This window comes from Allobosea sp. 117 (assembly GCF_000702305.1).
Classification (GTDB): Bacteria; Pseudomonadota; Alphaproteobacteria; order Rhizobiales; family Xanthobacteraceae; genus Ancylobacter.
In genome coordinates this window covers 364,074-390,409 of record NZ_JNLC01000013.1, presented here as the reverse complement: position 1 = coordinate 390,409, position 26,336 = coordinate 364,074, and the positions used below count along the sequence as shown (strand labels likewise).

The 26,336-nt window shown below is 69.0% G+C and carries 17 protein-coding genes; 6 read left to right on the top strand and 11 right to left on the bottom strand.

All coding sequences use genetic code 11. The features are described 5' to 3' along the window. Nucleotides 1-29: 29 nt before the first annotated feature. Together U742_RS0113055 and U742_RS0113050 are read right to left on the bottom strand one after the other, a co-directional pair. Entirely contained in the window at nucleotides 30-974 is a 945-nt protein-coding gene (locus tag U742_RS0113055) for an alpha/beta fold hydrolase (protein WP_029353682.1), read from the bottom strand. Between the two features lie 91 nt (nucleotides 975-1,065). Next, on the bottom strand, nucleotides 1,066-1,443 hold the full coding sequence (locus tag U742_RS0113050; protein WP_051661142.1) for a hypothetical protein: 378 nt from the start codon (nucleotides 1,441-1,443) through the stop codon (nucleotides 1,066-1,068). Nucleotides 1,444-2,015: 572 nt separating this feature from the next. Between U742_RS0113050 and U742_RS0113045 the strand changes: the two genes are divergently transcribed. Further along, the gene (locus U742_RS0113045; protein WP_029353678.1) at nucleotides 2,016-2,477 is read left to right on the top strand and encodes an Hsp20 family protein; all 462 of its coding nucleotides are present in this window, start codon (nucleotides 2,016-2,018) and stop codon (nucleotides 2,475-2,477) included. A 125-nt stretch (nucleotides 2,478-2,602) separates the two neighbouring features. Here U742_RS0113045 and U742_RS22520 read toward each other — a convergent pair whose 3' ends face one another. Beyond that, on the bottom strand, nucleotides 2,603-3,748 hold the full coding sequence (locus U742_RS22520) for a hypothetical protein (RefSeq protein ID WP_051661141.1): 1,146 nt from the start codon (nucleotides 3,746-3,748) through the stop codon (nucleotides 2,603-2,605). Between the two features lie 459 nt (nucleotides 3,749-4,207). On the opposite strand from U742_RS22520, the gene gltB reads away from it, so the two are divergent. Next, a complete protein-coding gene (gene gltB / locus U742_RS0113035) occupies nucleotides 4,208-8,950 on the top strand; it encodes a glutamate synthase large subunit (RefSeq protein ID WP_029353675.1) in 4,743 nt (1,580 codons plus the stop codon). A gap of 185 nt (nucleotides 8,951-9,135) precedes the next feature. Then, nucleotides 9,136-10,560 (top strand): glutamate synthase subunit beta, encoded by a 1,425-nt coding sequence (locus tag U742_RS0113030; protein ID WP_029353672.1) that lies wholly within the window; start codon nucleotides 9,136-9,138, stop codon nucleotides 10,558-10,560. Nucleotides 10,561-10,623: 63 nt separating this feature from the next. On the opposite strand, the gene U742_RS0113025 is transcribed toward U742_RS0113030, so the two are convergent. From U742_RS0113025 to galE, 3 genes are all read right to left on the bottom strand, one after another. After that, the gene (locus U742_RS0113025; protein WP_029353670.1) at nucleotides 10,624-12,033 is read right to left on the bottom strand and encodes a DUF459 domain-containing protein; all 1,410 of its coding nucleotides are present in this window, start codon (nucleotides 12,031-12,033) and stop codon (nucleotides 10,624-10,626) included. 92 nt (nucleotides 12,034-12,125) lie between these two features. Continuing rightward, nucleotides 12,126-13,526, bottom strand: coding sequence for a lytic murein transglycosylase (locus tag U742_RS0113020; protein ID WP_029353668.1), 1,401 nt, complete (start codon nucleotides 13,524-13,526; stop codon nucleotides 12,126-12,128). 87 nt (nucleotides 13,527-13,613) lie between these two features. Further along, complete coding sequence (gene galE, locus U742_RS0113015) at nucleotides 13,614-14,603, bottom strand: UDP-glucose 4-epimerase GalE (RefSeq protein WP_029353666.1); 990 nt, start codon at nucleotides 14,601-14,603, stop codon at nucleotides 13,614-13,616. Nucleotides 14,604-14,808: 205 nt separating this feature from the next. Here galE and galU point away from each other — a divergent pair, with 205 nt between their 5' ends. After that, the gene (gene galU / locus U742_RS0113010) at nucleotides 14,809-15,699 is read left to right on the top strand and encodes a UTP--glucose-1-phosphate uridylyltransferase GalU (protein WP_029353665.1); all 891 of its coding nucleotides are present in this window, start codon (nucleotides 14,809-14,811) and stop codon (nucleotides 15,697-15,699) included. A gap of 119 nt (nucleotides 15,700-15,818) precedes the next feature. On the opposite strand, the gene U742_RS0113005 is transcribed toward galU, so the two are convergent. The 5 genes from U742_RS0113005 to ubiG all read right to left on the bottom strand — a co-directional run bounded on the left by U742_RS0113005 (nucleotide 15,819) and on the right by ubiG (nucleotide 22,565). Beyond that, nucleotides 15,819-17,324 carry an outer membrane beta-barrel protein gene (locus U742_RS0113005; RefSeq protein WP_051661139.1) on the bottom strand — a complete coding sequence of 502 codons (1,506 nt, stop codon included), beginning with the start codon at nucleotides 17,322-17,324 and terminating at the stop codon, nucleotides 15,819-15,821. Between the two features lie 98 nt (nucleotides 17,325-17,422). Further along, nucleotides 17,423-17,863, bottom strand: coding sequence for an NfeD family protein (locus U742_RS0113000; protein ID WP_029353661.1), 441 nt, complete (start codon nucleotides 17,861-17,863; stop codon nucleotides 17,423-17,425). An 11-nt stretch (nucleotides 17,864-17,874) separates the two neighbouring features. Continuing rightward, complete coding sequence (locus tag U742_RS0112995) at nucleotides 17,875-18,843, bottom strand: SPFH domain-containing protein (RefSeq protein WP_029353659.1); 969 nt, start codon at nucleotides 18,841-18,843, stop codon at nucleotides 17,875-17,877. Between the two features lie 153 nt (nucleotides 18,844-18,996). Continuing rightward, complete coding sequence (gene clpB / locus U742_RS0112990; protein ID WP_029353657.1) at nucleotides 18,997-21,612, bottom strand: ATP-dependent chaperone ClpB; 2,616 nt, start codon at nucleotides 21,610-21,612, stop codon at nucleotides 18,997-18,999. Nucleotides 21,613-21,800: 188 nt separating this feature from the next. Continuing rightward, entirely contained in the window at nucleotides 21,801-22,565 is a 765-nt protein-coding gene (gene ubiG / locus U742_RS0112985; protein WP_029353655.1) for a bifunctional 2-polyprenyl-6-hydroxyphenol methylase/3-demethylubiquinol 3-O-methyltransferase UbiG, read from the bottom strand. A 162-nt stretch (nucleotides 22,566-22,727) separates the two neighbouring features. On the opposite strand from ubiG, the gene U742_RS0112980 reads away from it, so the two are divergent. After that, nucleotides 22,728-23,981, top strand: coding sequence for an aspartate kinase (locus U742_RS0112980; protein ID WP_029353653.1), 1,254 nt, complete (start codon nucleotides 22,728-22,730; stop codon nucleotides 23,979-23,981). 85 nt (nucleotides 23,982-24,066) lie between these two features. Next, the gene (gene ptsP, locus U742_RS0112975) at nucleotides 24,067-26,334 is read left to right on the top strand and encodes a phosphoenolpyruvate--protein phosphotransferase (protein WP_029353651.1); all 2,268 of its coding nucleotides are present in this window, start codon (nucleotides 24,067-24,069) and stop codon (nucleotides 26,332-26,334) included. Nucleotides 26,335-26,336: the final 2 nt, after the last annotated feature.

Genomic DNA, 26,336 nt, shown 5'->3' with positions numbered 1-26,336 from the left:
CACCGCGCTTCACGGCAGAGCGCGACGCCTCAGTAAGGCGGGCTGCCCGGCACGAAGGCGTCGAAGGCGGCGAGGAGCTGCTCGCGGAACACGTCCCGCTCCTGCAGGATCTCGTGCCGCGCGCCGGGAATGACGATGTGCGCGCCGGCGATCAGCCGGGTGCCGAGATGTTCGATCGCCCGCGTCGAGACGATCTCGTCGGCGCCAGCACCCACCATCAGCAGCGGCTGGCGGATCGCCCGCGCGGTGGCGGGGTCGGCCAGCCGGTCCATCAGATCGAACGCCGCCCGAATCCAGCCGATGGTCGGCGCGCCGACATCGAGCTCGGGATGCTCGCGCGAGATGCCGAGGTTGCGCTGGTAGCGCACCGGATCGGAGGACAGCCGGTTGCCCTCAAAGGGCAGGCTGGTGGAGTAGATCTCGCGCCGGGCCGGCACCTTCAGCCGCGCGAAGCCGAGCGCCCCGAGGAGACGCGCCGAACGCCGCGCCGCCCGCTCGTGCCGCACCCGCTCGATGCCGAGCATCGGCGCCACCAGCACCATGCGGTCGAACCAGCGCCGGCCGATCCGCGCGGTGTCGAGCATGATCGCCGCGCCCATGGAATGGGCGAGCGCGAAATAGGGCGGCGGGCAATCCGGCAGCATCACCTCGCGCACGAAGGCCTGGAGGTCGAGCTGATAGTCGAGGAAGTCGCGCGCGTGGCCCTTGGTCGGGTTGCGCAGGAGGCGCTGCGAGCCGCCCTGCCCGCGCCAGTCCAGCACCGCCACCGCGAAGCCGCGCCGGCGCAGATCGGCGACCGTCTCGAAATATTTCTCGATCTTCTCGGTGCGCCCGGGCAGCACGCATACTGTGCCGCGGCACGGGGCGGTCGGCAGCCAGCGCGCATAGCGCAGCGTGATGCCGTCGGCCGTCCGAACGACGCCGCACACCGCTCCTTCGGGCACCGGATTTGCGGCAGTTGGGTACAGGATCATCCGGGCCGACGACTGAGGACGTTGGGAACTCGTAGCACCGAGCGATACACCGCCACGCCTTCCGGGAAAAGATGGCCGCCGGGGAAGTCCGTCAGTAGCGCTTGTCGCCGAAGCCGATGACGCGCATCCCGGCGATCGCGCCGGTGCCGCCGTCCACCATGAGCTGCACGCGCTCGCCGCGCGGGCCATTGGCCTCGAGGATGATGATCGCGCCGCGCTGGCGCAGCACCGAGATCTTGGAGAAGCCGCGCGAGCGCAGCATGTCGACGGCGCCGTCGGCATCCATGCCGCGGGGCGCGCTGGGGCCAACCGAGGGCGGCGTCTCGTAGGGCGCGTAGGGGCTGGGCGGACGGCGGCCGGGCTGCACCAGCGGGTCGCGCCAGGGATCGATGCGGATGCCGGCACCTTGAGCGAAGGCTGCAGCCGGAACAAGGGCGGGAGCCTGCGTCAACAGGAGCGCGACCGCCACTATTCCGGCCGATACTCGCGCCACCACCGTCAGGATACCCCCTGGATGATCGCCCGCTCCGCGCCGTGCACGGAATCGCACGGTCGAGGCAGGGCCCAGTGAGCGGAATAAGGTCGTCGAGCGGATGAACATGGACCGAAGCGGCCATTCATCGGCCGTTCATTCTGAGGCACAAGCTGTGCGCGGGAGTGAAAATAGGGACGGCACGGTTACGGCTGGCCCAGGATTGTGGGGACCTTAGCCGGCATCGCCTGAACCGCGGCAGAAGCGAGGCTTCATCACGCATTCATGCACATGGCCCGGCCGTGGCGGGGCAGTGGCGCCCGCGCGGCCCCGGCATGTCCGGGCGGCGACGCAAGGCGGCCGCCGGAAAGCTGTGGATGGCCGCATGCGTGCCGAAATGACGCATCGGATTACCGGCCGCACGCGCAGGATCGCGGCCGCCAGCGCCCCCCTTGCGGGATCGGAAACGGCCCCTATTTCCAATTTGCACCGGCCAGATGGCGGTGCATCAACCGGACCCGGCTCAGGCGAGAGGGTCCTTCGCATGTCGCTTCAAAGGAGGATATGCCATGCGTACGTTCGACTTTTCCCCGCTCTACCGTTCGACCGTCGGCTTCGACCGGCTGTTCTCGCTGCTCGACCAGGTCGGCGGCGTGGAGAGCGGCACCACCTATCCGCCCTACAACATCGAGCGGACGGGTGAAAACGCCTACCGCATCACCGTGGCGGTAGCGGGCTTCACCGAGAAGGAACTCGGCATCGAGGTGAAGGAGAACACCCTCACCATCCGCGGCGAGAAGCAGGAGACCGAGGAGAGCAAGTCGTCCAATGTGCTCTATCAGGGCATTGCGGCGCGGGCTTTCGAGCGGCGCTTCCAGCTCGCTGACCATGTCGAGATTCGCGGCGCGCGTCTCGAGAACGGCCTGCTCCATGTCGAGCTCGTTCGCGAGATCCCCGAGGCCATGAAGCCCCGCACCATCCCGATCACCAATGGCAGCGCCAAGGTGATCGAGGCCAAGGCTGCCGCGTGACGGCTCAGGCGTGAAGGCTGCCGCCCGGCGATCTGACCGTTCGGGTCGCGGCGGCCGGAAAAATCAGGGCGCCCCGGCATCCGCCGGAGCGCCTTTTGTTTTGACGGCCAGGGAGGCGTAGTGAGCTAGTTGCTCGACGCCTTCTTCTTGCCCTTCGGCGTCTCGCCCGGCGCCTTCGCGGGATCGCGCGACAGCACCGAGGCCGATCCGGCCGAGATCGCATCGCCCGGCGTGCCGGTGCCGGTGCCGGTCCCGTTCTTCGGATTGGCGACGACGGGAGGCGCGGGCGGCGGCGGCGCGGCGGCGGCCGGCTCCGCGGGAGCCGGGGTCGGCGGCGTCAGGGCGGGAGGCGCCACGCCCGGTATCACCCGCACCGGCGCGGCGTCCTGCGGCTGGGCGGCAGGCGCATCCGGCTTGACCGCTGCTTCCTTGGCGGGCGCGGCGGCGGCAGGCTTGGCGTCGGCCGGCTTCACGTCCGGCTTCGTGTCCGCGGGCGGCACGGCGGCCACCGCCGGCGCCGGCTTGGCATCGGCGGGCGGCACCGACGGCTTGGCCTCCTCCACCGGCTTCGCGTCGCCAGGCCTTGTGTCGGCAGGCTTGGCGTCGGCAGGCTCGGGCTTCTCGCTCGCCGGCGGAACCGCTGCCACCGGCGGCGCCGATTCGGCGGGGCTGGCCCCGGCGGGCGTGTCGAGCGGCTTCTCGGCGCCCGCAGCCGGCGCGGCGTCGTTCACCGGCGGGACAGCCGGCGCGGGCGGCGGCAGCGGCGCGGCCGGCGGCAGGGCGGCCGTCCTCGGCTGCGGAACCGCATTCGGGCGCGCCACCGACTTGGGCGGACGCGGCACCGGCTCGACGCGGGCGGTACCGATCGGGCGGATTGCAACCACCCGGCCGGTGTAGCGGTTGATGCGTACGCGCACCCGCGTGCCGTCCGCATCGGTGGCGTCGGCAACATAGGCTCCGGCGACGAAGCGCGTCGGGCTGATCGCCGAGAAGCCCATGGAGCGCAGCATCGGCCGCACATCTTCCGGCGGCAGGGCCGGCGGCGGCGCGGGGGCACGGTAGACGCGCGGCGCGTAATAATAGTCGGGGTAGACCGGCGGCGCGCCGTAATAGGGCGAGTAATACTGCGCCTGAGCGGTCGTCGCGGCCAGTCCGGACACCAGCGGCAGGGCGATCAGGAGGGCGAGCCCGGCGAGCACCGGAGCACGCAGGAACCTGCCGCGCGCGCGGGCGGGTGCGCGGAGAGAAACGGACGGAAGCGGAATCGGCATCTGATCTGTGTCTCGCGGTGACAAGGCGTTGCCCGATTACAGTTAAGGCGCGCGAATGAGGCACCGATGAGACGTTGCGGAAATGCCGCCGGAAGCGGAGCACTAGGTGAACGGCATGCATAAAGGCAGGTGCTCCGACCTGGTCACGGATGCCGCACCTGCCCGGATCGTACGTCGCGGTGCATTGCGGGCATGCGGCTTCCGCAATGGCGTTGCGCTGCGCTGCGGCACGCCTTACCGTTCATTGCGTGCGGCCCCTCGCCGCCGCAACAAGCGTGAAGTTTCCGCGCCGCCGGCATGCCGGGGGTGCTTGTGCGCGCGGGTCAATTCTGGCATGTTCGCGATTGATAGGGCAGTCATGCTGTCCTATCATGGTCCGGCAGTAGACGGCGCCGTCCATCTGGCGCCGGAAGCGGGCTCGGGCGAGCCTCAGTCAAGGCACATCTTAGGGAGAGCGGGATGAGCGAGGAACTCGGCGGCAGCGTCGCGGGTATGGTCGGGGAAGGAGCGGTTCGTCCGTCCGCCACGGACCGCGCGGCCGTCAAAGCCGCGCCCTCCGTGCTGAGCCACACCGATCCGTCCTTCCCGGCGGCGACGGGTCTTTACGACCCGCGCAACGAGAAGGATTCCTGCGGCGTCGGCTTCATCGCCGACATCAAGGGCCGCAAGTCGCACAAGATCGTCCAGGACGGGCTGCAGATCCTGCTCAACCTCGAGCATCGCGGCGCCGTGGGCGCCGACCCGCGCGCCGGCGACGGCGCCGGCATGCTGGTGCAGATTCCGCACAAGTTCTTCGCCAAGGAAGCGGCGCGGCTCGGCTTCGCCCTGCCGGAGCCCGGCCATTATGCCGTCGGGCACGTCTTCATGCCGCGCGACGCGGAAGGCCGCGACATCGTGCGCGCCACCTATGAGAAGGCGACCGCCGATGAGGGCCTTGTCCTCCTCGGCTGGCGCGACGTGCCGACCGACAACTCCTTGCTCGGCCACACCGTGCTGCCGACCGAGCCTCAGCACGCCCAGGTTTTCATCGCGCGCGGCGAGCGCACGGCGGACGAGGAGTCCTTCGAGCGCCGGCTGTTCATCCTGCGCAAGGTGATCTCCAACGCGATCTACAATGCCGCCGACCCGCGCACCAAGGGCTACTACCCGGTGTCGCTGTCGTGCCGCACCATCGTCTACAAGGGCATGTTCAACGCCGACCAGCTCGGCGCCTATTATGCCGACCTGCACGACCCCGACTTCGAGAGCGCGGTCGCGCTGGTGCATCAGCGCTTCTCGACCAACACCTTCCCGGCGTGGTCGCTCGCCCATCCCTACCGGATGGTGGCGCATAACGGCGAGATCAACACGCTGCGCGGCAATGTGAACTGGATGGCGGCCCGCCAGGCTTCCGTCGACAGTGAGCTGTTCGGCAACGACATCTCGAAGCTCTGGCCGATCTCCTATGAAGGCCAGTCGGACACCGCCTGCTTCGACAACGCGCTGGAGTTCCTCACCCAGGGCGGCTACGGCCTCGCCCATGCCGCGATGATGCTGGTGCCGGAAGCCTGGGCGGGCAATCCGCTGATGGACGAGGAGCGCCGCGCCTTCTACGAGTACCACGCCTCGCTGATGGAGCCGTGGGACGGGCCGGCGGCCATCGTCGCCACCGACGGGCGCCAGATCGTCGCCACGCTGGACCGCAACGGCCTGCGTCCGGCGCGCTATCTCGTCACCTCCGACGACACCATCGTGCTCGCCTCGGAGATGGGCGTGCTCACCTTCCCCGAGGAGAAGATCGTCACCAAGTGGCGCCTCCAGCCGGGCAAGATGCTGCTCGTCGACATGGTGGAAGGTCGCCTCGTCCCCGACGAGGAGATCAAGACCGAGCTCGCCCGCGCGCATCCCTACAAGGAGTGGCTGAACCGCACCCAGCTCGTGCTGGAGGACCTGCGCCCCGTCGAGGCGCGCGAGGTGCGCACCGACGTGTCGCTGCTCGATCGCCAGCAGGCCTTCGGCTACTCCCAGGAGGACCTCAAGCTTCTGATGGCGCCAATGGCGACCACCGGTCAGGAGGCGGTCGGCTCCATGGGCACCGACACGCCGATCTCGCCGCTGTCGAAGAAGTCGAAGCCGCTGTTCACCTATTTCAAGCAGAACTTCGCGCAGGTGACCAACCCGCCGATCGACCCGATCCGCGAAGAGCTGGTGATGAGCCTCGTCTCGTTCATCGGGCCGCGGCCGAACATCTTCGATCTGGAGGGCAATGCCCGCCGCAAGCGGCTCGAGGTGCGCCAGCCGATCCTCACCAATGTCGATCTGGAGAAGATCCGCTCGATCGGCTTCATGGAGGAGCGGTTCGACACCCGCACGCTCGACATCACCTATCCGGCCGACAAGGGCGCGGCCGGCATGGCCGATGCCGTCGAGCGGCTGTGCGAGCGCGCCGAGGCGGCCGTCCATGGCGGCTACAACATCATCATCCTGTCCGACCGGCTGACCGGGCCGGACCGGATTCCGATCCCCTCGCTGCTGGCGACCGCGAGCGTGCACCATCACCTGATCCGCAAGGGCCTGCGCACCGCCGCCGGCCTCGTGGTGGAGACGGGCGAGGCGCGCGAGGTGCACCATTTCGCCTGCCTCGCCGGCTACGGCGCGGAGGCGATCAACCCCTATCTCGCCTTCGAGACCCTGCTCGACATGAAGGGCGAGTTCCCGGAGGAGGTCTCCGAGGACGAGATCGTCAAGCGCTTCATCAAGTCGGTCGATAAGGGCCTGCTCAAGGTCATGTCCAAGATGGGCATCTCGACCTACCAGTCCTATTGCGGCGCGCAGATCTTCGACGCGGTCGGGCTCTCCTCCGAGCTGGTGGCGAAGTACTTCACCGGCACCGCCTCCTCGATCGGCGGCGTCGGCCTCGCCGAGATCGCCGAGGAGACCGCGATGCGCCACCGCGACGCCTTCGGCGACGCGCCGGTCTATCGCACTTCGCTCGATGTCGGCGGCGAATACGCCTTCCGCCTGCGCGGCGAGGAGCACGCCTGGGATCCCGAGACGGTGGCGACCCTGCAGCACGCCGTGCGCGGCAACGCGCAGGACAAGTACCGCGCCTTCGCCAAGCTGGTGAACGAGACCGGCGACAAGACGCTGAACATCCGCTCGCTGTTCCGCATCCGCGAGGCGGCGGAGATCGGCCGCACGCCGGTTCCGCTCGATCAGGTCGAGCCGCCGGCGGAGATCGTGAAGCGCTTCGTCACCGGCGCCATGTCGTTCGGCTCCATCTCGCGCGAGGCGCACACCACCCTCGCCATCGCGATGAACCGCATCGGCGGCAAGTCGAACACCGGTGAGGGCGGCGAGGAATCCTCGCGCTTCAAGCCGCTGCCGAACGGCGATTCCATGCGCTCGGCGATCAAGCAGGTGGCTTCCGGACGCTTCGGCGTGACGGCGGACTATCTCGTCAACGCCGACATGATCCAGATCAAGATGGCGCAGGGTGCCAAGCCCGGCGAAGGCGGCCAATTGCCCGGCCACAAGGTCGACGCGGTGATCGCCAAGGTGCGCCATTCCACCCCCGGCGTCGGCCTCATCTCGCCGCCGCCGCACCACGACATCTATTCGATCGAGGACTTGGCGCAGCTCATCTTCGACCTGAAGAACGTCAATCCGGGAGCCGACATCTCGGTGAAGCTGGTGTCCGAGGTGGGCGTCGGCACGGTAGCGGCCGGCGTCGCCAAGGCCCGCGCCGACCACATCACCGTGTCGGGCTTCGAGGGCGGCACCGGCGCCTCCCCGCTCACCGCCATCAAGCATGCCGGCAGCCCGTGGGAGATCGGCCTCGCCGAGGCGCACCAGACGCTGGTGCTGAACAACCTGCGCGGGCGCATCGCCCTGCAGGTCGACGGCGGCCTGCGCACCGGGCGCGACGTGGTGATCGGCGCCATGCTGGGGGCGGACGACTTCGCCTTCTCCACCGCTCCGCTCATCGCGGCGGGCTGCATCATGATGCGCAAGTGCCACCTCAACACCTGCCCGGTCGGCGTCGCGACGCAGGACCCGGTGCTGCGCAAGCGCTTCAAGGGCACGCCCGAGCACGTGATCAACTACTTCTTCTTCGTCGCGGAAGAGGTGCGCGAGATCATGGCCGCGCTCGGCGTGACCACGGTGAACGAGCTGATCGGCCACTCCGAATGGCTCGACAAGCAGGCCGCGATCGACCACTGGAAGGCGAAGGGGCTGGATTTCACCCGCATCTTCGCCAAGCCGCAGGTCGGCCCCGAGGTGGCGGTCTATCATAAGGAGCGGCAGAACCACCCGATCCAGCATGTGCTCGACCGCAAGCTGATCGAGGCGGCCATGCCGGCGCTCGAGAACGGCGACAAGGTCGTGATCGACCTGCCGATCAAGAGCATCGACCGTTCGGCGGGCGCCATGCTCTCCGGCGAGGTGGCCAAGCGCCACGGCGAGACCGGGCTGCCGGACGACACCATCGAGATCAACCTGACCGGCACCGCCGGGCAGGCCTTCGGCGCCTTCCTGGCCGCCGGCGTCTCGATGACGCTGGTCGGCGAGGCCAACGACTATGTCGGCAAGGGCCTGTCGGGCGGGCGCATCGTGGTCCGTCCGCCGGAGCACACCGGCATCGTGCCGGAACGCTCGATCATCGTCGGTAACACCGTGCTCTACGGCGCCACCGCGGGCGAGTGCTACTTCCGCGGCGTCGCCGGCGAACGCTTCGCCGTGCGCAACTCCGGCGCCATCGCCGTGGTCGAGGGCACCGGCGACCATGGCTGCGAATACATGACCGGCGGCGTGGTGGTCGTCATCGGGCCGACCGGGCGCAACTTCGCGGCCGGCATGTCCGGCGGCGTCGCCTATGTTCTGGACGAGGACAACTCGTTCAAGAAGCGCTGCAACCTGTCCATGGTCGATCTGGAGCCGGTCGAGGAGGAGGAAGACCTCCTGGAGCGCCTCCACCATCATGGCGGTGATCTGGAGTTCAAGGGCCGCATCGACATCATGGCCGACATGGGCCATGGCGACGAGGAGCGCCTGCACCAGCTCATCGCCAAGCACCTGCACTACACCGGCTCCAGCCGGGCGCAGACCATCCTCGACAACTGGCCGGACTATCGCGGCAAGTTCGTCAAGGTGATGCCGGTCGAGTACCAGCGGGCGCTGCGTGAGATGGAAAAAGCGCGCACGCTGCAGGCCGCCGAATAGGCACGGCGGCCGCATCCCCCATCGTCGTCCCGGACGGCCGCAGGGCCGGGCCGGGATGACGGCGGGCGGACGCGAAAAGCGCGCGGCGGTGTGCCGCGCCATATTTCCCCGACTGGCATGATTGATGTATCTGCACCTGAGGTGGAACGCCTCCAGGGTGGCGGTGCTCCGCGAAAGAGGGCGCAATGGGTAAGGTAACCGGTTTTCTCGAGATCGATCGGCGCGAAGCGAAGTACCAGCCGGCCTCCGACCGCATTCGCCACTTCCGTGAGTTCACCCTGCCTTTGCCCGACAGCGAGGTGGCCAACCAGGCCTCGCGCTGCATGGATTGCGGTATCCCGTTCTGCCACGGGCCGAACGGCTGCCCGATCCACAACCAGATCCCGGACTGGAACGACCTCGTCTATAACGGGAACTGGGAGGAGGCGACGCGCAACCTCCACTCCACCAACAACTTCCCCGAATTCACCGGCCGCATCTGCCCCGCGCCCTGCGAGGAGGCCTGCACGCTGAACCTCGAGGACGTGCCGGTCACCATCAAGACGGTCGAGCAGGCGATCGCCGACAAGGCGTGGAAGATGGGCTGGGTGAAGCCCGAGCCGCCGGCCCACAAGACCGGCCGGAAGGTCGCGGTCATCGGCTCCGGCCCGGCCGGCCTCGCCGCCGCCCAGCAGCTCGCCCGCGCTGGGCACGACGTGCATGTCTTCGAGCGCGAGCCGAAGGCGGGCGGCCTGCTGCGCTACGGCATCCCCGACTTCAAGATGGAGAAGCATTATATCGACCGCCGCGTCGCGCAGATGGAGGCGGAGGGCGTCACCTTCCATTACGGCGTGAATGTCGGCGTCACCCGCTCGATCGAGGACATCACCGCGGCCTTCGACGCGACGCTGATGTGCGGCGGCTCCGAGGCTCCGCGCGATCCGCGCCTGCCGGGCCAGGAGCTCGAAGGCGTGCATTACGCCATGCCCTATCTGGTGCAGCAGAATCGCCGCATTGGTCACGAGGACGTCAGCCGCGAGCAGCCCATCCTCGCCGCCGGCCGGCACGTGGTGGTGATCGGCGGCGGCGACACCGCCTCCGACTGCGTCGGTACCGCCTTCCGGCAGGGCGCGCTGTCGGTGCACCAGCTCGACATCCGCCCGGTGCCTCCGATCAAGGAGGACAAGCTGGCGGTGTGGCCCTATTGGCCGACCAAGTTCCGCACCTCTTCCAGCCAGGCCGAGGGCGCCGAGCGCGAATTCGCCGCCGCCACGCTCGGCATCGAGGGCAAGAAGGGCCGCGTCATCGGCGTGCGCTGCGCCCGCGTCGACGCCAAGCGCCAGCCCATACCCGGCACCGAGTTCGTGCTGAAGGCGGATCTCGTCTTCATCGCGCTCGGTTTCTCCCATCCCCTGCATGAGGGGATGTTGCATCAGTCCGGCGTCTCCTATGACGGACGCGGCAATGTCGCGGCGGACGACACGGATTACGCCACCAGCGTGCCGAAGCTGTTCGCCGCCGGCGACATGCGGCGCGGCCAGTCGCTGGTGGTGTGGGCGATCCGCGAGGGCCGTCAGGCGGCGCGGTCGATCGACGAATTCCTGATGGGTTCGTCCGTCCTTCCCCGCTGACCTCCTCGCGCCACCGGGACTATCCGGGCTCGGGCGTCTTCGAGCGACGCTGGCGCCGACTGCTCAGGGCGTGGCGGTGCTGCCGGTCGCCGGTGACGATGCCGGTGCTCCCGTCGTGTCCGCGCCCGGTGTCGCGCCGGGCGCCGAGGCCGGCGTTGCCGGCGGCGTCTCCGCTCCCGGCGGGCGCCAGCGGAAATCGTCCACCCGCCCCTCGGTCGCGCTGAGCGTCTCGCCGCCGACCAGAACGCGCGTGGCGAGCCCTTCGCCATTCGCGTGGCTTTCCGTGCCGGAGAGCCGTGCCGATTCCACCGGCTTCGCCCCCGCCAGCGCCCGCCCGCCCGTCGCCGCGCCGGTTAGCTGGATCAGCGAAGGCGGCCCGCTTGCCGCGGGCGTTCCGGTTCCCGCGTCGGGCACCGGCGCGCTGGGCTGGCCGTTCAGCAGCTTGCCCAGGACGCGGTCGACGAAGAAGGCGAGCTTGCGGCCACCCGCGCGGGTGAAGCCGACCCCGTCCGACGTGCGCAGACGCCGGCGCTGGCCGTCGACCGCGGGCCCGGACATGAAGAACTTGCCGTTCTCGTCGACGAAGCCGTCCCAGATGTCGACATAGATCAGCCCGGCGCGCTCGACATGCTCCCGCACGAGCTCGTTGAGCTTGGCGTTGCGGTCGCTCGCGCGGATGTCGTCGACCGGCGGCAGCCCGACGACCACGACGGGCCGGCCCACCATCTTCAGCCCGGCGAACAGCTCGTCCAGCCGGCGTCCGTAGATCTCGATCCACTTCTCGTCGAACAGCGGCAGCTTGCCGGTGGCATCCTCGATCGGATGCAGGTCGTTGCCGCCCATGAAGATGACGATGGCGTTGACCGCGTTGGCGTTGGCCAGCTCCGGCCCCTTGACCACCCAGTCATACTTGCCGTCCGGCGCGAGGCCGGTGCCGCTCTCGCCCTTGCCGACGACGGCGATGCCCGCGCGCTCCGGCGCGAAGGCATCGGCCAGCCCCTGGGCGAGCGGCGCCGCGAATTCGTCGCCGATGACCAGCACCACGTCGGTCGGGGGCTTCTCGACGTTTTTCCGTGCGTCCTCGACCGACGCGAACACGGTGCCGCGCGGCTCGGCGGGCTGCTCGATCTGCACCGCCTTGCGCGGCTTCTGCTCGGTCTCCGGCATCGGCGGGGGCGCCGCATAACGCTGCTGCGGCGGCGCCGGCGAGCGGAAGATCTCGAACAGCGGGAACAGCGGATTCCAGCCCTGCTGCTGCGGCGGCGGAGCCGGGCGCACCTGCTGCGGGCGCGCCTGCTGGCGCTGCTGGCTCGGGCGCACCTGCTGCTGCGGCGCGGCACGCGACGGCTGGCCGACACTGCCGGGCGGGCGGAACCAGTCTTGCTGCGCCTGCGCCGCCGGGCAGGCAACCATGACGGCGCCGGCCACCGCCAGCACCCTCACCGCCGCGCGCACGGAGCCCGACTGCCGCATCGCCCACGCCTCACCAGGATTCCACGCTTCAGCGGTGAACGATTATCGCGGCCGTTTCAAGGCCCCTTCCCCAGCGGCCGACGTTCCGCAGCCTACGATCCCTGGCGCATATGCGCGAGAACCTCGCCGCTCGCCATGCCGTCCGGAAGCATGCCGACGCGCACCTGATAGTCGCGCACGGCGACCCGCGTCTTGTGCCCGAGCACGCCGTCCGGCACGCCGATGTCGTAGCCTCGTGCCGAAAGCCGCTGCTGCAGCTCGACCCGCTCCGAGCGGCTGAGCGGTTTGGCGTCGGCCGGCCAGGCCTGCACGAAGGCATCGCCCCCGCGCAACCGGTCGGCAAGATGGCCGATAGCGAGCGCATAGGCGTCGGCCGGGTTGTAGCTCAGCAGCGCCTTGAAGTTGCCGTTGACCAGGAAGGCGGGTCCCTTGGCGCCGGCCGGAAGCAGCAGATAGGCGGTCTCCTCGCCATTGGTGAAGCCGCGGCCGGCCACGCGCTTCACGCCGAGCGCGGCCCATTCGCGCAGCGGCTTCTGCGTCGTCTTGTCGGCGAGCAGATAGTTGAAGCCGCGCGGCAGGGTCACCTCGTAGCCCCAGCTCCGCCCTGCCACCCATCCGCCGCGCTTCAGCTTGGCGGCGGTCGAGCCCATCGCGTCGGCGACGGAATCGACCACGTTGCGATGCCCGTCGCCGTCGAAATCGACCGCGTCGCGCTGGAAGGCGGTGGGCATGAACTGCGTGAGGCCGAAGGCGCCGGCCCAGGAACCCTTGAGGTGCGATTCGGGGATGTCGCCGCGATCGACGATCTGCAGCGCCGCCACGAACTCGTCCTTGAAATAGGCCTTGCGCCGCCCGACACAGGCGAGCGTCGCCGTCGCGGCCAGCACCTGGTAAGAGCCGCGTGCATTGCCGTAATTGGTCTCGATGCCCCAGATCGCCGCCACGATGTGCCGGTCGACGCCGTAGGTGCGCTCCACCGCGTCGAACACCACCTTGTTCTCCGCCAGCATCTCGCGGCCGCGCGCGATGCGCTTCTCGGACACCAGCATGTCGACATAGTCACCCGTCGACCGGGTGAATTCGGGCTGGGTGTCGAGCTTCTCCATGATCGACATGTCCGGCGTCAGCCCCGCCGTGTAGCTGCGCCAGCCGGCGGCGGAGACGCCCCGCTGCCGCGCGGCGGGCTCCAGCGCGGCGATGCAGCGGGCAAAGTTCCTCTCGTCGGCCGCCAGCGCCTCGGGCCGCATGTCGGGATGGCCGCCGCTGCGCGGAGCGGCTGAGGGGGCGGGGGCGGGGGCGGGGGCATAGGCGCGCGGCGCGGCGGCAGCCGGGCTCGTCGAAGCGGACATCCCGGCCGGCGGCGCGCCGAGCGCGCCGGTCACGTCACCGGTGGAACCGCAGGCCGCGAGGCCGAGCGCCATGGCGAGGACGGCCGCGAGCCTTGCTGCCTGCGCGGGCCCCGCTCCGTCCCACGCACCTGTCCCCAGACCCATGACGCCTACTCCAACGCGATACATCCGCCGATTGGAGCCGCGTCATGGTTGAAGCGGACTTAACGGAAAGCAGAAATCCGCACGAAACTAGATGCGGTTTCGCTCGCCGAGCTTGCGCTCCCAGGCCAGCGCCTGGGCGACGATGGTGTCGAGATCGGCGAGCTTCGGCGTCCAGCCGAGCTCGGTGCGGATGCGTTCCGCCTTGGCGACGATCGCCGCCGGATCGCCCGGCCGGCGATCGGAGACGCGCACCGGAAAGTCGATGCCCGACACGCGCTTGACCGTATCGATCACCTCCAGCACCGAATAGCCCTGGCCATAGCCGCAGTTCAGCACCGTGCTCGCCCCGCCGGCCTTGAGATAACGCAGCGCGTCGAGATGGGCGTTGGCGAGGTCGGTGACGTGGATGTAGTCGCGCAGGCAGGTGCCGTCCGGGGTCGGATAGTCGGTGCCGTAGACGTCCATCCCCGTGCGCTTGCCGAGCGCGGTCTCGGCGGCGACCTTGATGAGATGGGTGGCGCCACGCGTCGACTGGCCGGAACGCCCGGCGGGATCGGCGCCGGCGACGTTGAAATAGCGCAGCGCGACATAATGGAAGGGATGCGCCACCGCCGTGTCGGCGAGCATCCATTCCGTCATCAGCTTGGAGCGGCCATAGGGCGAGATCGGCGCCAGCAGCGCGTCCTCGGCCACCGGATCGTTGCCGACCATGCCGTAGACCGCGGCGGTCGAGGAGAAGATCAGATGCGGCACGCCGGCGGCGACCAGCGCCTCGATCAGCGCCCGCGACTTCACCGTGTTGGCGAAGTAGTAGCCCAGCGGGTCGGCGACCGATTCCGGCACCACGATGCGCGCGGCGAAGTGCACCACCGCGTCGATCTTGTGTTCCTTGACAGTGCGCTGCACCAGCGCCCCGTCGGAGACGTCGCCGCGTACCAGCCGGGCGTCGGGATGCACGGCCCAGTCGAAGCCGGTCGACAGGTCGTCGAGCACCACCGTCTCGAAGCCGGCATCGATCAGAGCAAGAACCATATGGCTGCCGATATAGCCGGCGCCGCCCGTTACCAGTACCGCCACGTCATCTCCCCTACATCGCCCCAATTGCATGGTCCGCATAACAGGGAAGACCAAACAATGCGTCAACATGGAGGTCGATAATCGGCGGAACGGATCGGCCGTAGAGGCTTTGTCAACGTCCCGCACCTAAGTCTATGCTTGCGCGTCGGATAGGCCGGCGCTCGCACGCACTTCCCTTCATTCAGAAACGTGGCGTCAACCGAACATGCCCAGCCCTATCCGCAAAGCGATCCTGCCCGTCGCCGGTCTCGGCACGCGATTCCTTCCCGCCACCAAGGCCGTTCCGAAAGAGATGCTCACCGTGGTCGACCGCCCGGTGGTGCAGCATGTCGTCGACGAGGCGCGCGCGGCGGGGATCGAGCACATCGTCTTCGTTACCGGGCGCAACAAGGGCGTGATCGAGGATCATTTCGACCGCCAGTACGAGCTGGAGGCGACGCTCGCCGAGCGCGGCAAGCATCAGTTGCTGGACACGCTGCGCGCCGAGACCCTCGGCCCCGGCAAGACCAGCTTCACCCGCCAGCAGCTCCCCCTCGGCCTCGGCCATGCCGTGTGGTGCGCCCGCGACATCATCGGCGACGAGCCCTTCGCGCTGCTGCTGCCGGACATGCTGCACAAGCCGCGCAACGGCAAGAGCTGCCTCGCCCAGATGGTCTCCGCCTATGAGAAGACCGGCGGCGGCAACCACATCGCGGTCTATGAGGTGCCGATGGACCAGACCGACCAGTACGGCATCGTCGGAAACGGCGAGAGCGTCGCCGACGGCGTGCACAAGATCCAGAAGATGGTCGAGAAGCCGAAGAAGGAGGTCGCGCCCTCCAACCTCGCCATTTCCGGCCGCTACATCCTGCAGCCCGAGATCTTCGACCTGCTCGAGACCCAGGAGCGCGGCGCCGGCGGCGAGATCCAGCTCACCGATTCCATGCTGAAGCTCGCCAAGAAGCAGGACTTCTACAGCGTCACCTTCGACGGCTCGATCTATGACTGCGGCTCGAAGCTCGGCTTCCTCATGGCCAACGTCGCCTATGCGCTGGCGCGGGCGGACATCGCCGGCCCGTTCCGCGACGAGATCGAGGCGCTGCTGGCGTCGAACTGACGCGGCCGCGGCCGGGCGCTTTCGTGCCGATCGGGCGGAACCGCCCGATCGGAGAATGCTTTCGATTCAACAGGAGCATTTTCTGTCCGCGAAAGTCGGGCAACTTCGCGGAAAATGCTCTAACGCTGCAGCCGCAGCCCCACCTGCACGACATTGGCGGTGTAGTCCGAGCCCGGCACCGAGGAATCGAGCCTGAGGTGGCTCGCCTGCGCCGTCAGCTCCGCCCACCGGCCGAGCTTGTAGGTCAGCCCGGCACCGAATTCGAGCGTGCGCTCCTCGAGGTCCGAGCCGACATAGTCGTTGATCCGATAGGCGACCGAGGCCTCGCCGATCAGCCAGCGCCGGAAGGCGTGCTCGACCTCGACGCGCGCCTGATGCACGAAATTGCCGGAGGCGCCCGCCTGCGAGGTTTCCTCGACGCCGCTGCGCGCCCCGAGGATGACGGTGGTGAGCCCCGTCGCCTCCCAGCGCAGCGAGGCGTCGGCGACCAGCCCGTCAATGTCCTGCAGCGCCGGATCGACGTAATAGCGCCACGTATAGCCTGCCGACGCTGTGCCGGTGAGCAGGTCGCTCAGACGGAACTCGGAGCCGACCGTCGCGGTGATGCCGTGCGAATTGCGGTCATAGCCGGAGGCGTCCGGCACGATGTCGTATTCGCGATGGTCGGCGAGAAGCTGCACGAACGGCTTGACCCCCGGCATCATCTCATAGCCGCCGCGCAGCCTCACGCCGTAGCCGGTCACGTTGCGGTCGGCGAGGTTCTCATGGCCCCCGCCCACCAGCGCGGCGGCGGCATGGTCCTCGCGCACGATCAGCCCGGCAGCGCCGAGCTCGAGGCGGTTGAAGCGCCGGGTGACGCCGAGATCAAGGCTGGTCGTGTAGATGAGCGGCGGCTCCGTCGCGCCCTGCACGGCATCCACCGAACCGGCCGCGTCGGTGGTGATGGTGCCGCGCACGATGGCGTCGATCCGGGTCTGCGAGTTGACGTCGAGCCGGCCGCGCACGAGCGCCTCGGCTTCCGGCCGGTTGTTGGCGGTGACGTTGTCGTAGCTCGTATAGCCGCCGCGCAACTGGACATCGAGCGCATGGCGCGACCAGTCCGAGCGCGAGGCGAAGCCGCCGCCGATCACCGTGAAGGCCGAACCGGGCCCGTTGCGCACGCGCAGCGCGTTGCTGTCATAGCCCTCGCGCAGCTCGGCATAGGGCGTCACCACGAAGCTGCCGACCTTGACGCCAACCGGCTCGAAGGGATCGACCTCCGGATTGGTCCGGCGGCGCGGCGTGCGCAGCGGCGGCAGGTTGAGCGAATTGTCCGGCAAGGCGAGCGTGTCGAGCGCCGCCTCGGGATCGGGCAGCACGTCCTCCCGCGCGATGCTGTCGTCCTCCACCCCCACCGAGGGGCGCAGGGTCGGCAGGAGATCGGCCGGGCGGGAGGGCGCGACGGTATCGACCGCGGCATTGGCGTCGACCGTGCCGCGCAGGGCGCTGCTGCTCGGCGTCTGCGTGATGGCGCCGCGCAGACCGCTGTCGGCGGCCTCGTCGCTCTGCGCATGCGCCGGCCCCGCCGCCACGCCGAGCGTGACGCCGAGCGCAAGGACGCCCAGTACGAGGACGATGCGCGTCAAGAACCCGAATCCGCCGATTGCCTTGTGGCCCGATACGGTTCCGAACCTGCGCGTTTATGGTTAACGCACCGTTTCCAGGCGGCTTTTGGCGGTAAATCTCAGGCGGCGGCGACCACCAGCGTCGCGCCGTCGACGCGCTGCACCACCACGCGGCTCCCGGCCGGCTGATCGGCGCCGACGATGCGCCAGACCGTATCGTCGATGCGCACCCGCCCGACACCGCCGACGATGGGTTCGTCGAGCACGAAGGAGCGGCCGACATAGCCCTCGGCGCGGCGGTTCAGGAAGGGCCGGTCGCTGCCTTCGCTCGGCCGCGGCGTCACCCATCGTCCAAGCGCGACCATGGCGAGCGCGAGCACCGCGAACAGCAGGATCTCGGCCTGCCACGGCAGGTCGACAAGGAAGCCGACGGCACCGCAGGCCGCCGCCGCGAGGCCGAGCCAGAGCAGATAGGCGCCCGGCGCCGCGAGCTCCCCGATCATCAGAAGACCGGCGAGGATGAACCAGCTCCACGGCCCGAGCGTCTCGATGATCGACATGGGTCCAGCCCTCAGAACGTGCCCGGCCCGGTCGGCCGGCGCGCGCCGCCCTTCGGCGCATCCGGGCCGAAGGCGCCCTTGGCGATCTCGGCGATGCCGGCGAGCGAGCCGATGATCGCCGTCGCCTCATAGGGCAGCATCAGCAGCTTCTGGTTCGGCGAGGTGACGATGCCCTCCAGCGCCTTCACGTATTTTTCCGCGATGTAGTAGTTGAGCGCCGCCGGTTCGCCGCTCGCCACCGCGGCCGAAAGCATCTGGGTGGCCTTGGCGTCGGCTTCGGCGAGGCGCTCGCGTGCTTCGGCGTCGCGAAAGGCGGCCTCACGCCGACCCTCGGCCTCGAGGATCTGGCTCTGCTTCTCGCCCTCGGCGCGCAGGATCTCGGACTGGCGCTGGCCCTCGGCTTCGAGCACCACGGCGCGCTTCTCGCGCTCCGCCTTCATCTGCCGCGCCATGGCGGAGACGAGATCGGCGGGCGGCACGATGTCCTTGATCTCGATGCGGGTGATCTTCACGCCCCACGGCGAGGCCGCGGCGTCGACCACGCGCAGCAGCCGCTCATTGATCTCGTCGCGGTGCGAGAGCAGTTGGTCGAGGTCCATCGAGCCCATCACCGTGCGGATATTGGTGGTGGTGAGCGCCAGGATCGCGGCGTCGAGACGGGCGACCTCATAGCTGGCCCGCGGCGCATCGAACACCTGGAAGAAGGCGACACCGTCGACCGCCACCGTGGCGTTGTCCTTGGTGATCACCTCCTGCGTCGGCACGTCGAGCACCTGCTCCATCATGTTCACCTTGTTGCCGACGCGGTCGATGAAGGGAACGATGATGTTGAGGCCCGGCGACAGGCTGCGCGTGTAGCGGCCGAAGCGCTCGACCGTGTACTGGTAGCCCTGCGGCACCGTCTTCACGCCGGCGAAGATGGTGCCGACGACCAGGACGAGGATGACGATCGCGAAAAGATCAAGGCCGAAGGGCAGCATGCGCGAATCTCCCAGAGATTTGCCAGTGTGCACCCGGCCTTTGAACGGTGCATGAAAATTACGCACGGTGAGGTTGCGACACCGCCGTAGCACCGGCCAAGAAAAAGGCCGGGCTTGGAAGCCCGGCCTTTGCATAGCGAAAGTAGGGTCGGCTCACGCCGCCTCCTCGACGGCCGGGCGGGTGTCGAACAACAGTTCGCCCGCGCCGCGCTCGATCCGCACCACGTCGCCGTCCTTCACCGTGCCGGCGAGGATGCGGCCGGCGAGCGGGTCCTGAAGCAGCTTCTGCATCACCCGCTTCAGCGGACGAGCGCCATAGGCCGGGTCGTAACCCTTCTCGGCGAGGAAATCCCGCGCCTCGGGGGTCAGCTCCAGGACGATCTTCCGCTCATCGAGCAGCTTCTGCAGCCGCTTCGCCTGGATGTCGACGATGGCACCCATCTGCTCGCGCCGCAGCCGGTGGAACAGCACGATCTCGTCGACGCGGTTGAGGAATTCGGGCCGGAAGTGCGAGCGCACCACCGCCATAACCTCGTCGCGCACCGCCTCGGTGTCCTGCCCGTCCGGCTGGTTCACCAGGAACTCGGAACCGAGGTTCGAGGTCATGATGATCAGCGTGTTGCGGAAGTCGACCGTCCGGCCCTGCCCGTCCGTCAGCCGCCCGTCGTCGAGCACCTGCAGGAGGACGTTGAACACGTCCGGATGCGCCTTCTCGATCTCGTCGAACAGCACGACCTGATAAGGCCGGCGCCGCACCGCCTCGGTGAGCGCACCGCCCTCCTCGTAGCCGACATAGCCGGGAGGCGCGCCGATCAGCCGGGCGACCGCGTGCTTCTCCATGTATTCCGACATGTCGATGCGCACGAGCGCGGTGTCGTCGTCGAACAGGAACGCCGCCAGCGCCTTGGTCAGCTCGGTCTTGCCGACGCCGGTGGGGCCGAGGAACATGAACGAGCCGATCGGCCGGTTCGGGTCCTGCAGCCCGGCGCGGGCGCGGCGCACCGCCGTCGAGACGGCTTCCACCGCCTCCTTCTGGCCGATGACGCGCTTGGCGAGATCCTCCTCCATGCGGAGCAGCTTCTCCTTCTCGCCTTCCAGCATCTTGTCGACCGGAACCCCGGTCCAGCGCGAGACGACCTGCGCCACATGGTCGGGCGTCACCGCCTCCTCGACCATGCCGCCGGCCTTCACCTCATTGGCGAGCTCGTTCTTCTCCAGCTCGGCGAGCTTCTTCTCCAGCGCCGGAATGGTGCCGTAGGCCAGCTCGCCCGCCTTCTGGTACTCGCCGTTGCGCTGGGCGCTGGCGAGATCGGCCCGGGCCTTTTCCAGATCGCTCTTGATCTTCTGGGCGTCGCCGAGCTTCTCCTTCTCCGCCTTCCAGCGGGAGGTGAGCGCGGACGACTGCTCCTCCAGATCGGCGAGCTCCTTCTCCAGCTTCTTCAGCCGGTCCTTGGAGCCAGCGTCGCTCTCCTTCTTCAGCGCCTCCTGCTCGATGCGCAGGCGCACGATCTCGCGATCGATGCTGTCGAGCTCCTCGGGCTTGGAATCGACCTGCATGCGCAGGCGCGCCGCCGCCTCGTCGACCAGGTCGATCGCCTTGTCGGGCAGGAAGCGGTCGGTGATGTAGCGGTTCGACAGCGTCGCCGCCGACACCAGCGCGGAATCGGTGATGCGCACGCCGTGGTGCAGCTCGTACTTCTCCTTGATGCCGCGCAGGATCGAGATGGTGTCCTCGACCGTCGGCTCGGAGACGAAGACCGGCTGGAAGCGCCGGGCGAGCGCCGGGTCCTTCTCGACATGCTTGCGGTACTCGTCGAGCGTGGTCGCGCCGACGCAGTGCAGCTCGCCGCGCGCCAGAGCGGGCTTGAGCAGGTTCGAGGCATCCATCGCCCCGTCCGCCTTCCCGGCGCCGACCAACGTATGCATCTCGTCGATGAACAGGATGATTCCGCCCTCGGCGGAGGTGACCTCCTGCAGCACGGACTTCAGCCGCTCCTCGAACTCGCCGCGATATTTCGCGCCGGCGATCAGCGCGCCCATGTCGAGCGCGAGCAGCTTCTTGTCCTTCAGGCTCTCCGGCACGTCGCCGTCGACGATGCGCAGCGCGAGGCCCTCGACGATGGCGGTCTTGCCGACGCCAGGCTCGCCGATGAGAACCGGGTTGTTCTTGGTCCGGCGCGACAGCACCTGGATGGTGCGGCGGATCTCCTCGTCGCGGCCGATCACCGGATCGAGCTTGCCCTCGCGCGCCGCGGCCGTGAGGTCCCGCGCGTATTTCTTCAGCGCGTCATAGGCGTTCTCGGCGGTCGCGCTGTCGGCGGTCCGGCCCTGGCGCAACGCCTCGATCGCCGCATTGATCTTCTGCGGCGTGGCACCGGCGCGGTTGAGGATCTTGCCGGCCTCGCTGTCCTTCTCCATGGCGAGCGCGAGCAGCAGCCGCTCGACGGTGACGTAGCCGTCGCCGGCCTTCTTCGCCGCCTTCTCGGCGGCGTCGAACACGCGCGCGGTCGCCGGCGCGAGATAGACCTGCCCGGCACCCGAGCCCTCGACCTTCGGCAGCTTCTTCAGCGCCGTCTCGGTCTCCGCGAGCACGAGGCGCGGATCGCCGCCGGCCCGCTGGATCAGACCTGCGCACAGGCCTTCCGGATCGTCGAGCAGCACCTTGAGAAGGTGCTCGGGGGTGAACTGCTGGTGCCCCTCGCGCAGCGCAAGCGCCTGCGCCGACTGCACGAAACCGCGCGAGCGCTCGGTGTAGATATCGAAATTCATCGTCTCCCTCCTTGCCCCCCGTCCGCCCTTGAAAGGCACGGACGGAACTGGGATGGCGGCGCCCGTATCCCGGCCACCGCGGCGGACCCCTCCAAGGCGATCCGCTCGCCCTCATGTAGTGTTGCGGATTGGCAACGGAAGGGCCTTGAGGCGGATCAACAGGCGAATTTCCGCGCGCCGCCCGATCGTCACGAGGCCGGGGGCGGGAGCGCGGCCCGCCCGGCCAGCATCATATAGTTGACCGAGAGATCCTCCGCCTGCCGCCACTCCCCGGTGAGCGGATTGAAGACGACGCCGGCCCGGTCGACGATGTTAAGGCCGCCGGCCTCCAGCGCGCCCTGAAGCTCCTCGGGGGTGACGAATTTGTTCCAGTCATGCGTGCCGCGCGGCAGCCAGCCGAGCACATATTCGGCGCCGACGATGGCGAGCGCGAAGGAGCGCCCGGTGCGGTTCAGCGTCGCCGCGCACATCAGCCCGCCCGGCTTCACCATCTCCGCCGCCCGGCGGATGAACAGCCCGACATCGGCGACGTGCTCGACCACCTCCATGGCGAGCACCACGTCGAAGCGCTCGCCGGCATCCGCCATCGCCTCGGCAGTGGTGGCGCGGTAGTCGATCTCGACGCCCGACTGCTCGGCATGGGTGCGCGCAACGCCGACATTGCGCTCGGCCGGATCGATGCCGACGACCTCGGCTCCCATCCGCGCCAGCGGCTCGCTCAGCAGCCCACCGCCGCAGCCGATGTCGATGAGGCGCAGCCCCTCCAGCGGGCGGATGGCGCGCGCGTCGCGCCCGAAATGGGCGATGAGCTTCTCGCGCAGATAGGCGAGCCGCACCGGGTTGAACCGATGCAGCACGCTCATCTTTCCGCGCGGATTCCACCATTCGGCGGCCAGCGCGGCGAATTGGGCGACCTCGCGCGGATCGACGGTGGTCTCGGCGGTCTGCGGCATGGGGGCAGGCTCCGGTTCGGCTCAGAATCGCGAATGCTTCCAGGCTCGCGCGGCGCCGTTGCGGGCGAGGCGCGACGTCGATATGTATACGCGCCTTTTTGACCGGGGGCCTCCCTGCCCCGCCGGTCCTTAAAGATAAAGAACACGCGGTACGGTTTCCCCATGGCACGTCTGGTGATGAAGTTCGGCGGCACGTCCGTCGCGAACGTCGAGCGCATTCGCAACGTCGCGCGGCACGTCAAACGCGAGATCGAGGCCGGTCACCAGGTCGCCGTTGTGGTCTCCGCCATGTCCGGCAAGACCAACGAGCTGGTCGCCTGGTGCCGCGAGACCGCCGTGCTGCACGACGCCCGCGAATATGACGCGATCGTCGCCTCCGGCGAGCAGGTGACGTCCGGCCTTCTCGCCATCGCGCTGCAGGAGATGGGCATCCCCGCCCGTTCCTGGCAGGGCTGGCAATTGCCCATCTCCACCGACGACGCCCACGGCTCGGCGCGAATCCTCGACGTCAACGGCGAGGAGATCGTCCGCCGCTTCGAGAACGGCAACGAGGTGGCGGTGATCGCCGGCTTCCAGGGCATCAATCTGCCGAGCGGGCGCATCACCACGCTGGGGCGCGGCGGCTCGGACACCAGCGCGGTGGCGGTCGCCGCCGGCATCAAGGCGGACCGCTGTGACATCTACACCGACGTCGACGGCGTCTACACGACCGATCCGCGCATCGTGCCCAAGGCGCGGCGGCTCGATAAGGTCGCCTTCGAGGAAATGCTGGAAATGGCCTCGCTCGGCGCCAAGGTGCTGCAGGTTCGCTCGGTCGAGCTCGCCATGGTCCACAAGGTGCGCACCTTCGTGCGCTCCAGCTTCACCGATCCGGACGCGCCGGAGCTGCGCGTCAACGGCGATCCGCCGGGAACCCTGATTTGCGACGAGGAGGAAATCGTGGAGAGTGAAGTCGTCACCGGCATCGCCTTCGCGCGGGACGAGGCCCAGGTCAGCATCCGCCACGTGCCGGACAAGCCGGGCATCGCGGCCGGCGTGTTCGTGCCGCTCGCCGAAGCGAACATCAATGTCGACATGATCGTCCAGAACATCTCGGCGGAAGGCTTCACCGACATCACCTTCACCGTGCCGACCGCCGACTTCGAGCGCGCCAAGGCGGCCCTCGCCGACGCGCAGGACAGCATCGGCTTCAAGACCATCGAGGGCGCCACCGACGTCGTGAAGATCTCGATCATCGGCATCGGCATGCGCTCCCACGCCGGCGTCGCCGCCAAGGCCTTCAAGGCCCTGTCGGAGCGCGGCATCAACATCCGCGCGATTTCGACCTCCGAGATCAAGATCTCGGTGCTCATCGATGCGGCATATACCGAACTTGCGGTTCGAACGCTGCATTCGGTATACGGGCTGGACGCCTGACGGCGTCCTGAACCGGCGCGAGGCGGGAATCGCGCCACAGCGTCACCATCCGGGGTGTGCGGCTCCCGGAAATCGAGGACGGCCGATGCGAGGCGCGCTCGGCGGCCCGCGCGTGCTTCTCAGGCGGCTCCGCGAGGTCATGGCGGAGCCGGTCAGCGCGCAGGACCGTCTCGACAAGATCGTGGTGCTGATCGCCGCCAACATGGTGGCCGAGGTGTGCTCGGTCTACGTGTTGCGCGTCGACGGCACGCTCGAGCTCTATGCGACCGAAGGTCTGAACCGATCCGCCGTCCACCTCACGGTGATGCGGATCGACGAGGGCCTCGTCGGCACTGTCGCGCGCGAGGCGGAGGCCATCAGCCTGTCCAACGCGCAGGCCCACCCCGCCTTCTCCTACCGGCCGGAGACGGGCGAGGAGATCTACCATTCCTTCCTCGGCGTGCCGATCCTGCGGGCCGGCAACACGCTCGGCGTGCTGGTGGTGCAGAACCGCGCCCACCGCACCTATACCGAGGAGGAGGTCGAAGCGCTGCAGACCACCGCGATGGTGCTCGCCGAGATCATCGCCTCGGGCGAGCTCACCGCGCTCGCCAAGCCCGGCGCCGAGCCAGCCGCGCACCGTCCACTGCACGTCAAGGGGCTGGCGCTCGCGGAGGGCATCGGCCTCGGCCATGTGGTGCTGCACGAGCCGCGCATCGAGGTGACCAAGGTCATCGCCGACGACGTGCCGCGCGAGCTGGGACGCCTCGACGAGGCGGTCGACACGCTGCGCGCCTCGATCGACACGATGCTGGAGGACGAGGGCGTCGCCCGCGTCGGCGAGCACCGCGAGATCCTCGAGGCCTACCGCATGTTCGCGCATGACCGCGGCTGGATCACCCGCATGCGCGAGGCGGTGATGACCGGCCTCACCGCCGAGGGCGCGGTGGAGCGCGTGCAGTCGGACACCCGCGCCCGCATGCTGCGCATGACCGACCCGTACCTGCGCGAGCGGATGCACGATCTCGACGACCTCGCCAACCGGCTGCTGCGCCAGCTCACCGGGCGGGCCGGCGGGCCGGACCAGATCCAGCTCCCGGACAATGCGATCATCGTCGCCCGCAACATGAGCCCGGCGGCGCTGCTCGACTATGACCGCTCCCGCATTCGCGGCCTCGTGCTGGAGGAAGGCGCGGCGACGAGCCACCTCACCATCGTCGCCCGAGCGCTGAACATCGCCGCCGTCGGCCATCTGGAGAACATGGTCGGCATAGTCGATCCGGGCGACCCGATCATCGTCGACGGCATCAGCGGCGAGGTGCATGTGCGCCCGCCGGCCGATGTCGAGGCCGCCTATGCCGAGAAGGTGCGCTTCCGGGCCAAGCGGCTGGAGCGGTACGCCGCCTTGCGCGACCGGCCGACCGTGACCCGGGACGGCGTCGCCATCGACCTGCATCTCAATGCCGGCCTGCTGGTCGACCTGCCGCACATCGCCGAGACCGGCGCCTCCGGCATCGGCCTGTTCCGCACCGAGCTGCAGTTCATGATCGCCTCCGCCTTCCCGCGGACCAACGAGCAGCTAAAGCTCTACCGCTCCGTGCTCGACGCCGCCGGCGAGCGGCCGGTCGTCTTCCGCACGCTCGACATCGGCGGCGACAAGGTGCTGCCCTATATGCGGGCGATCGAGGAGGAGAACCCGGCGCTCGGCTGGCGCGCCATCCGCCTCGGCCTCGACCGGCCGGGTCTGCTGCGCAGCCAGATCCGCGCGCTGCTGCGCGCCGCCACCGGGCGCGAGCTGCGGCTCATCTTCCCGATGGTCTCGGCGGTCGAGGAGTTCGACCGCGCCCGCAACATACTGGAGCGCGAGCTCACCCATCTGCGCCGCCACGGGCACGATCTGCCCGAACGCGTGCTGGTCGGCGTGATGCTTGAGGTGCCGGCGCTGCTGTTCCAGCTCGACGAGCTGTTCAGCCGCATCGACTTCGCCTCGGTCGGCTCGAACGACCTCGTGCAGTTCCTGTTCGCCGCCGATCGCGGCAATCCGCGCGTGGCGGACCGATTCGACGCGCTCTCGCCCGCCGCGCTGCGCGCGCTGAAGTCGGTCGCCGACGCCGCCGAGCGGTTCGGCAAGCCGGTGACGCTGTGCGGCGAACTCGCCTCGCATCCGCTGGAGGCGCTGGCGCTCGCGGCGATCGGCTACCGGAAGCTCTCCGTCTCGCCGGCCTCCTTCGGGCCGGTGAAGGCGATGCTGCTGGAGCTCGACCTCGCGGCCGCCAGCGCCTTCGTCGCCCCGCTGATCGCCGAGCCTGCCAGCCTCGCGTCCATCCGCGCCCGCCTTGGCGCCTTCGCCGAGGCGGCCGGACTGCCCCTTTAGAG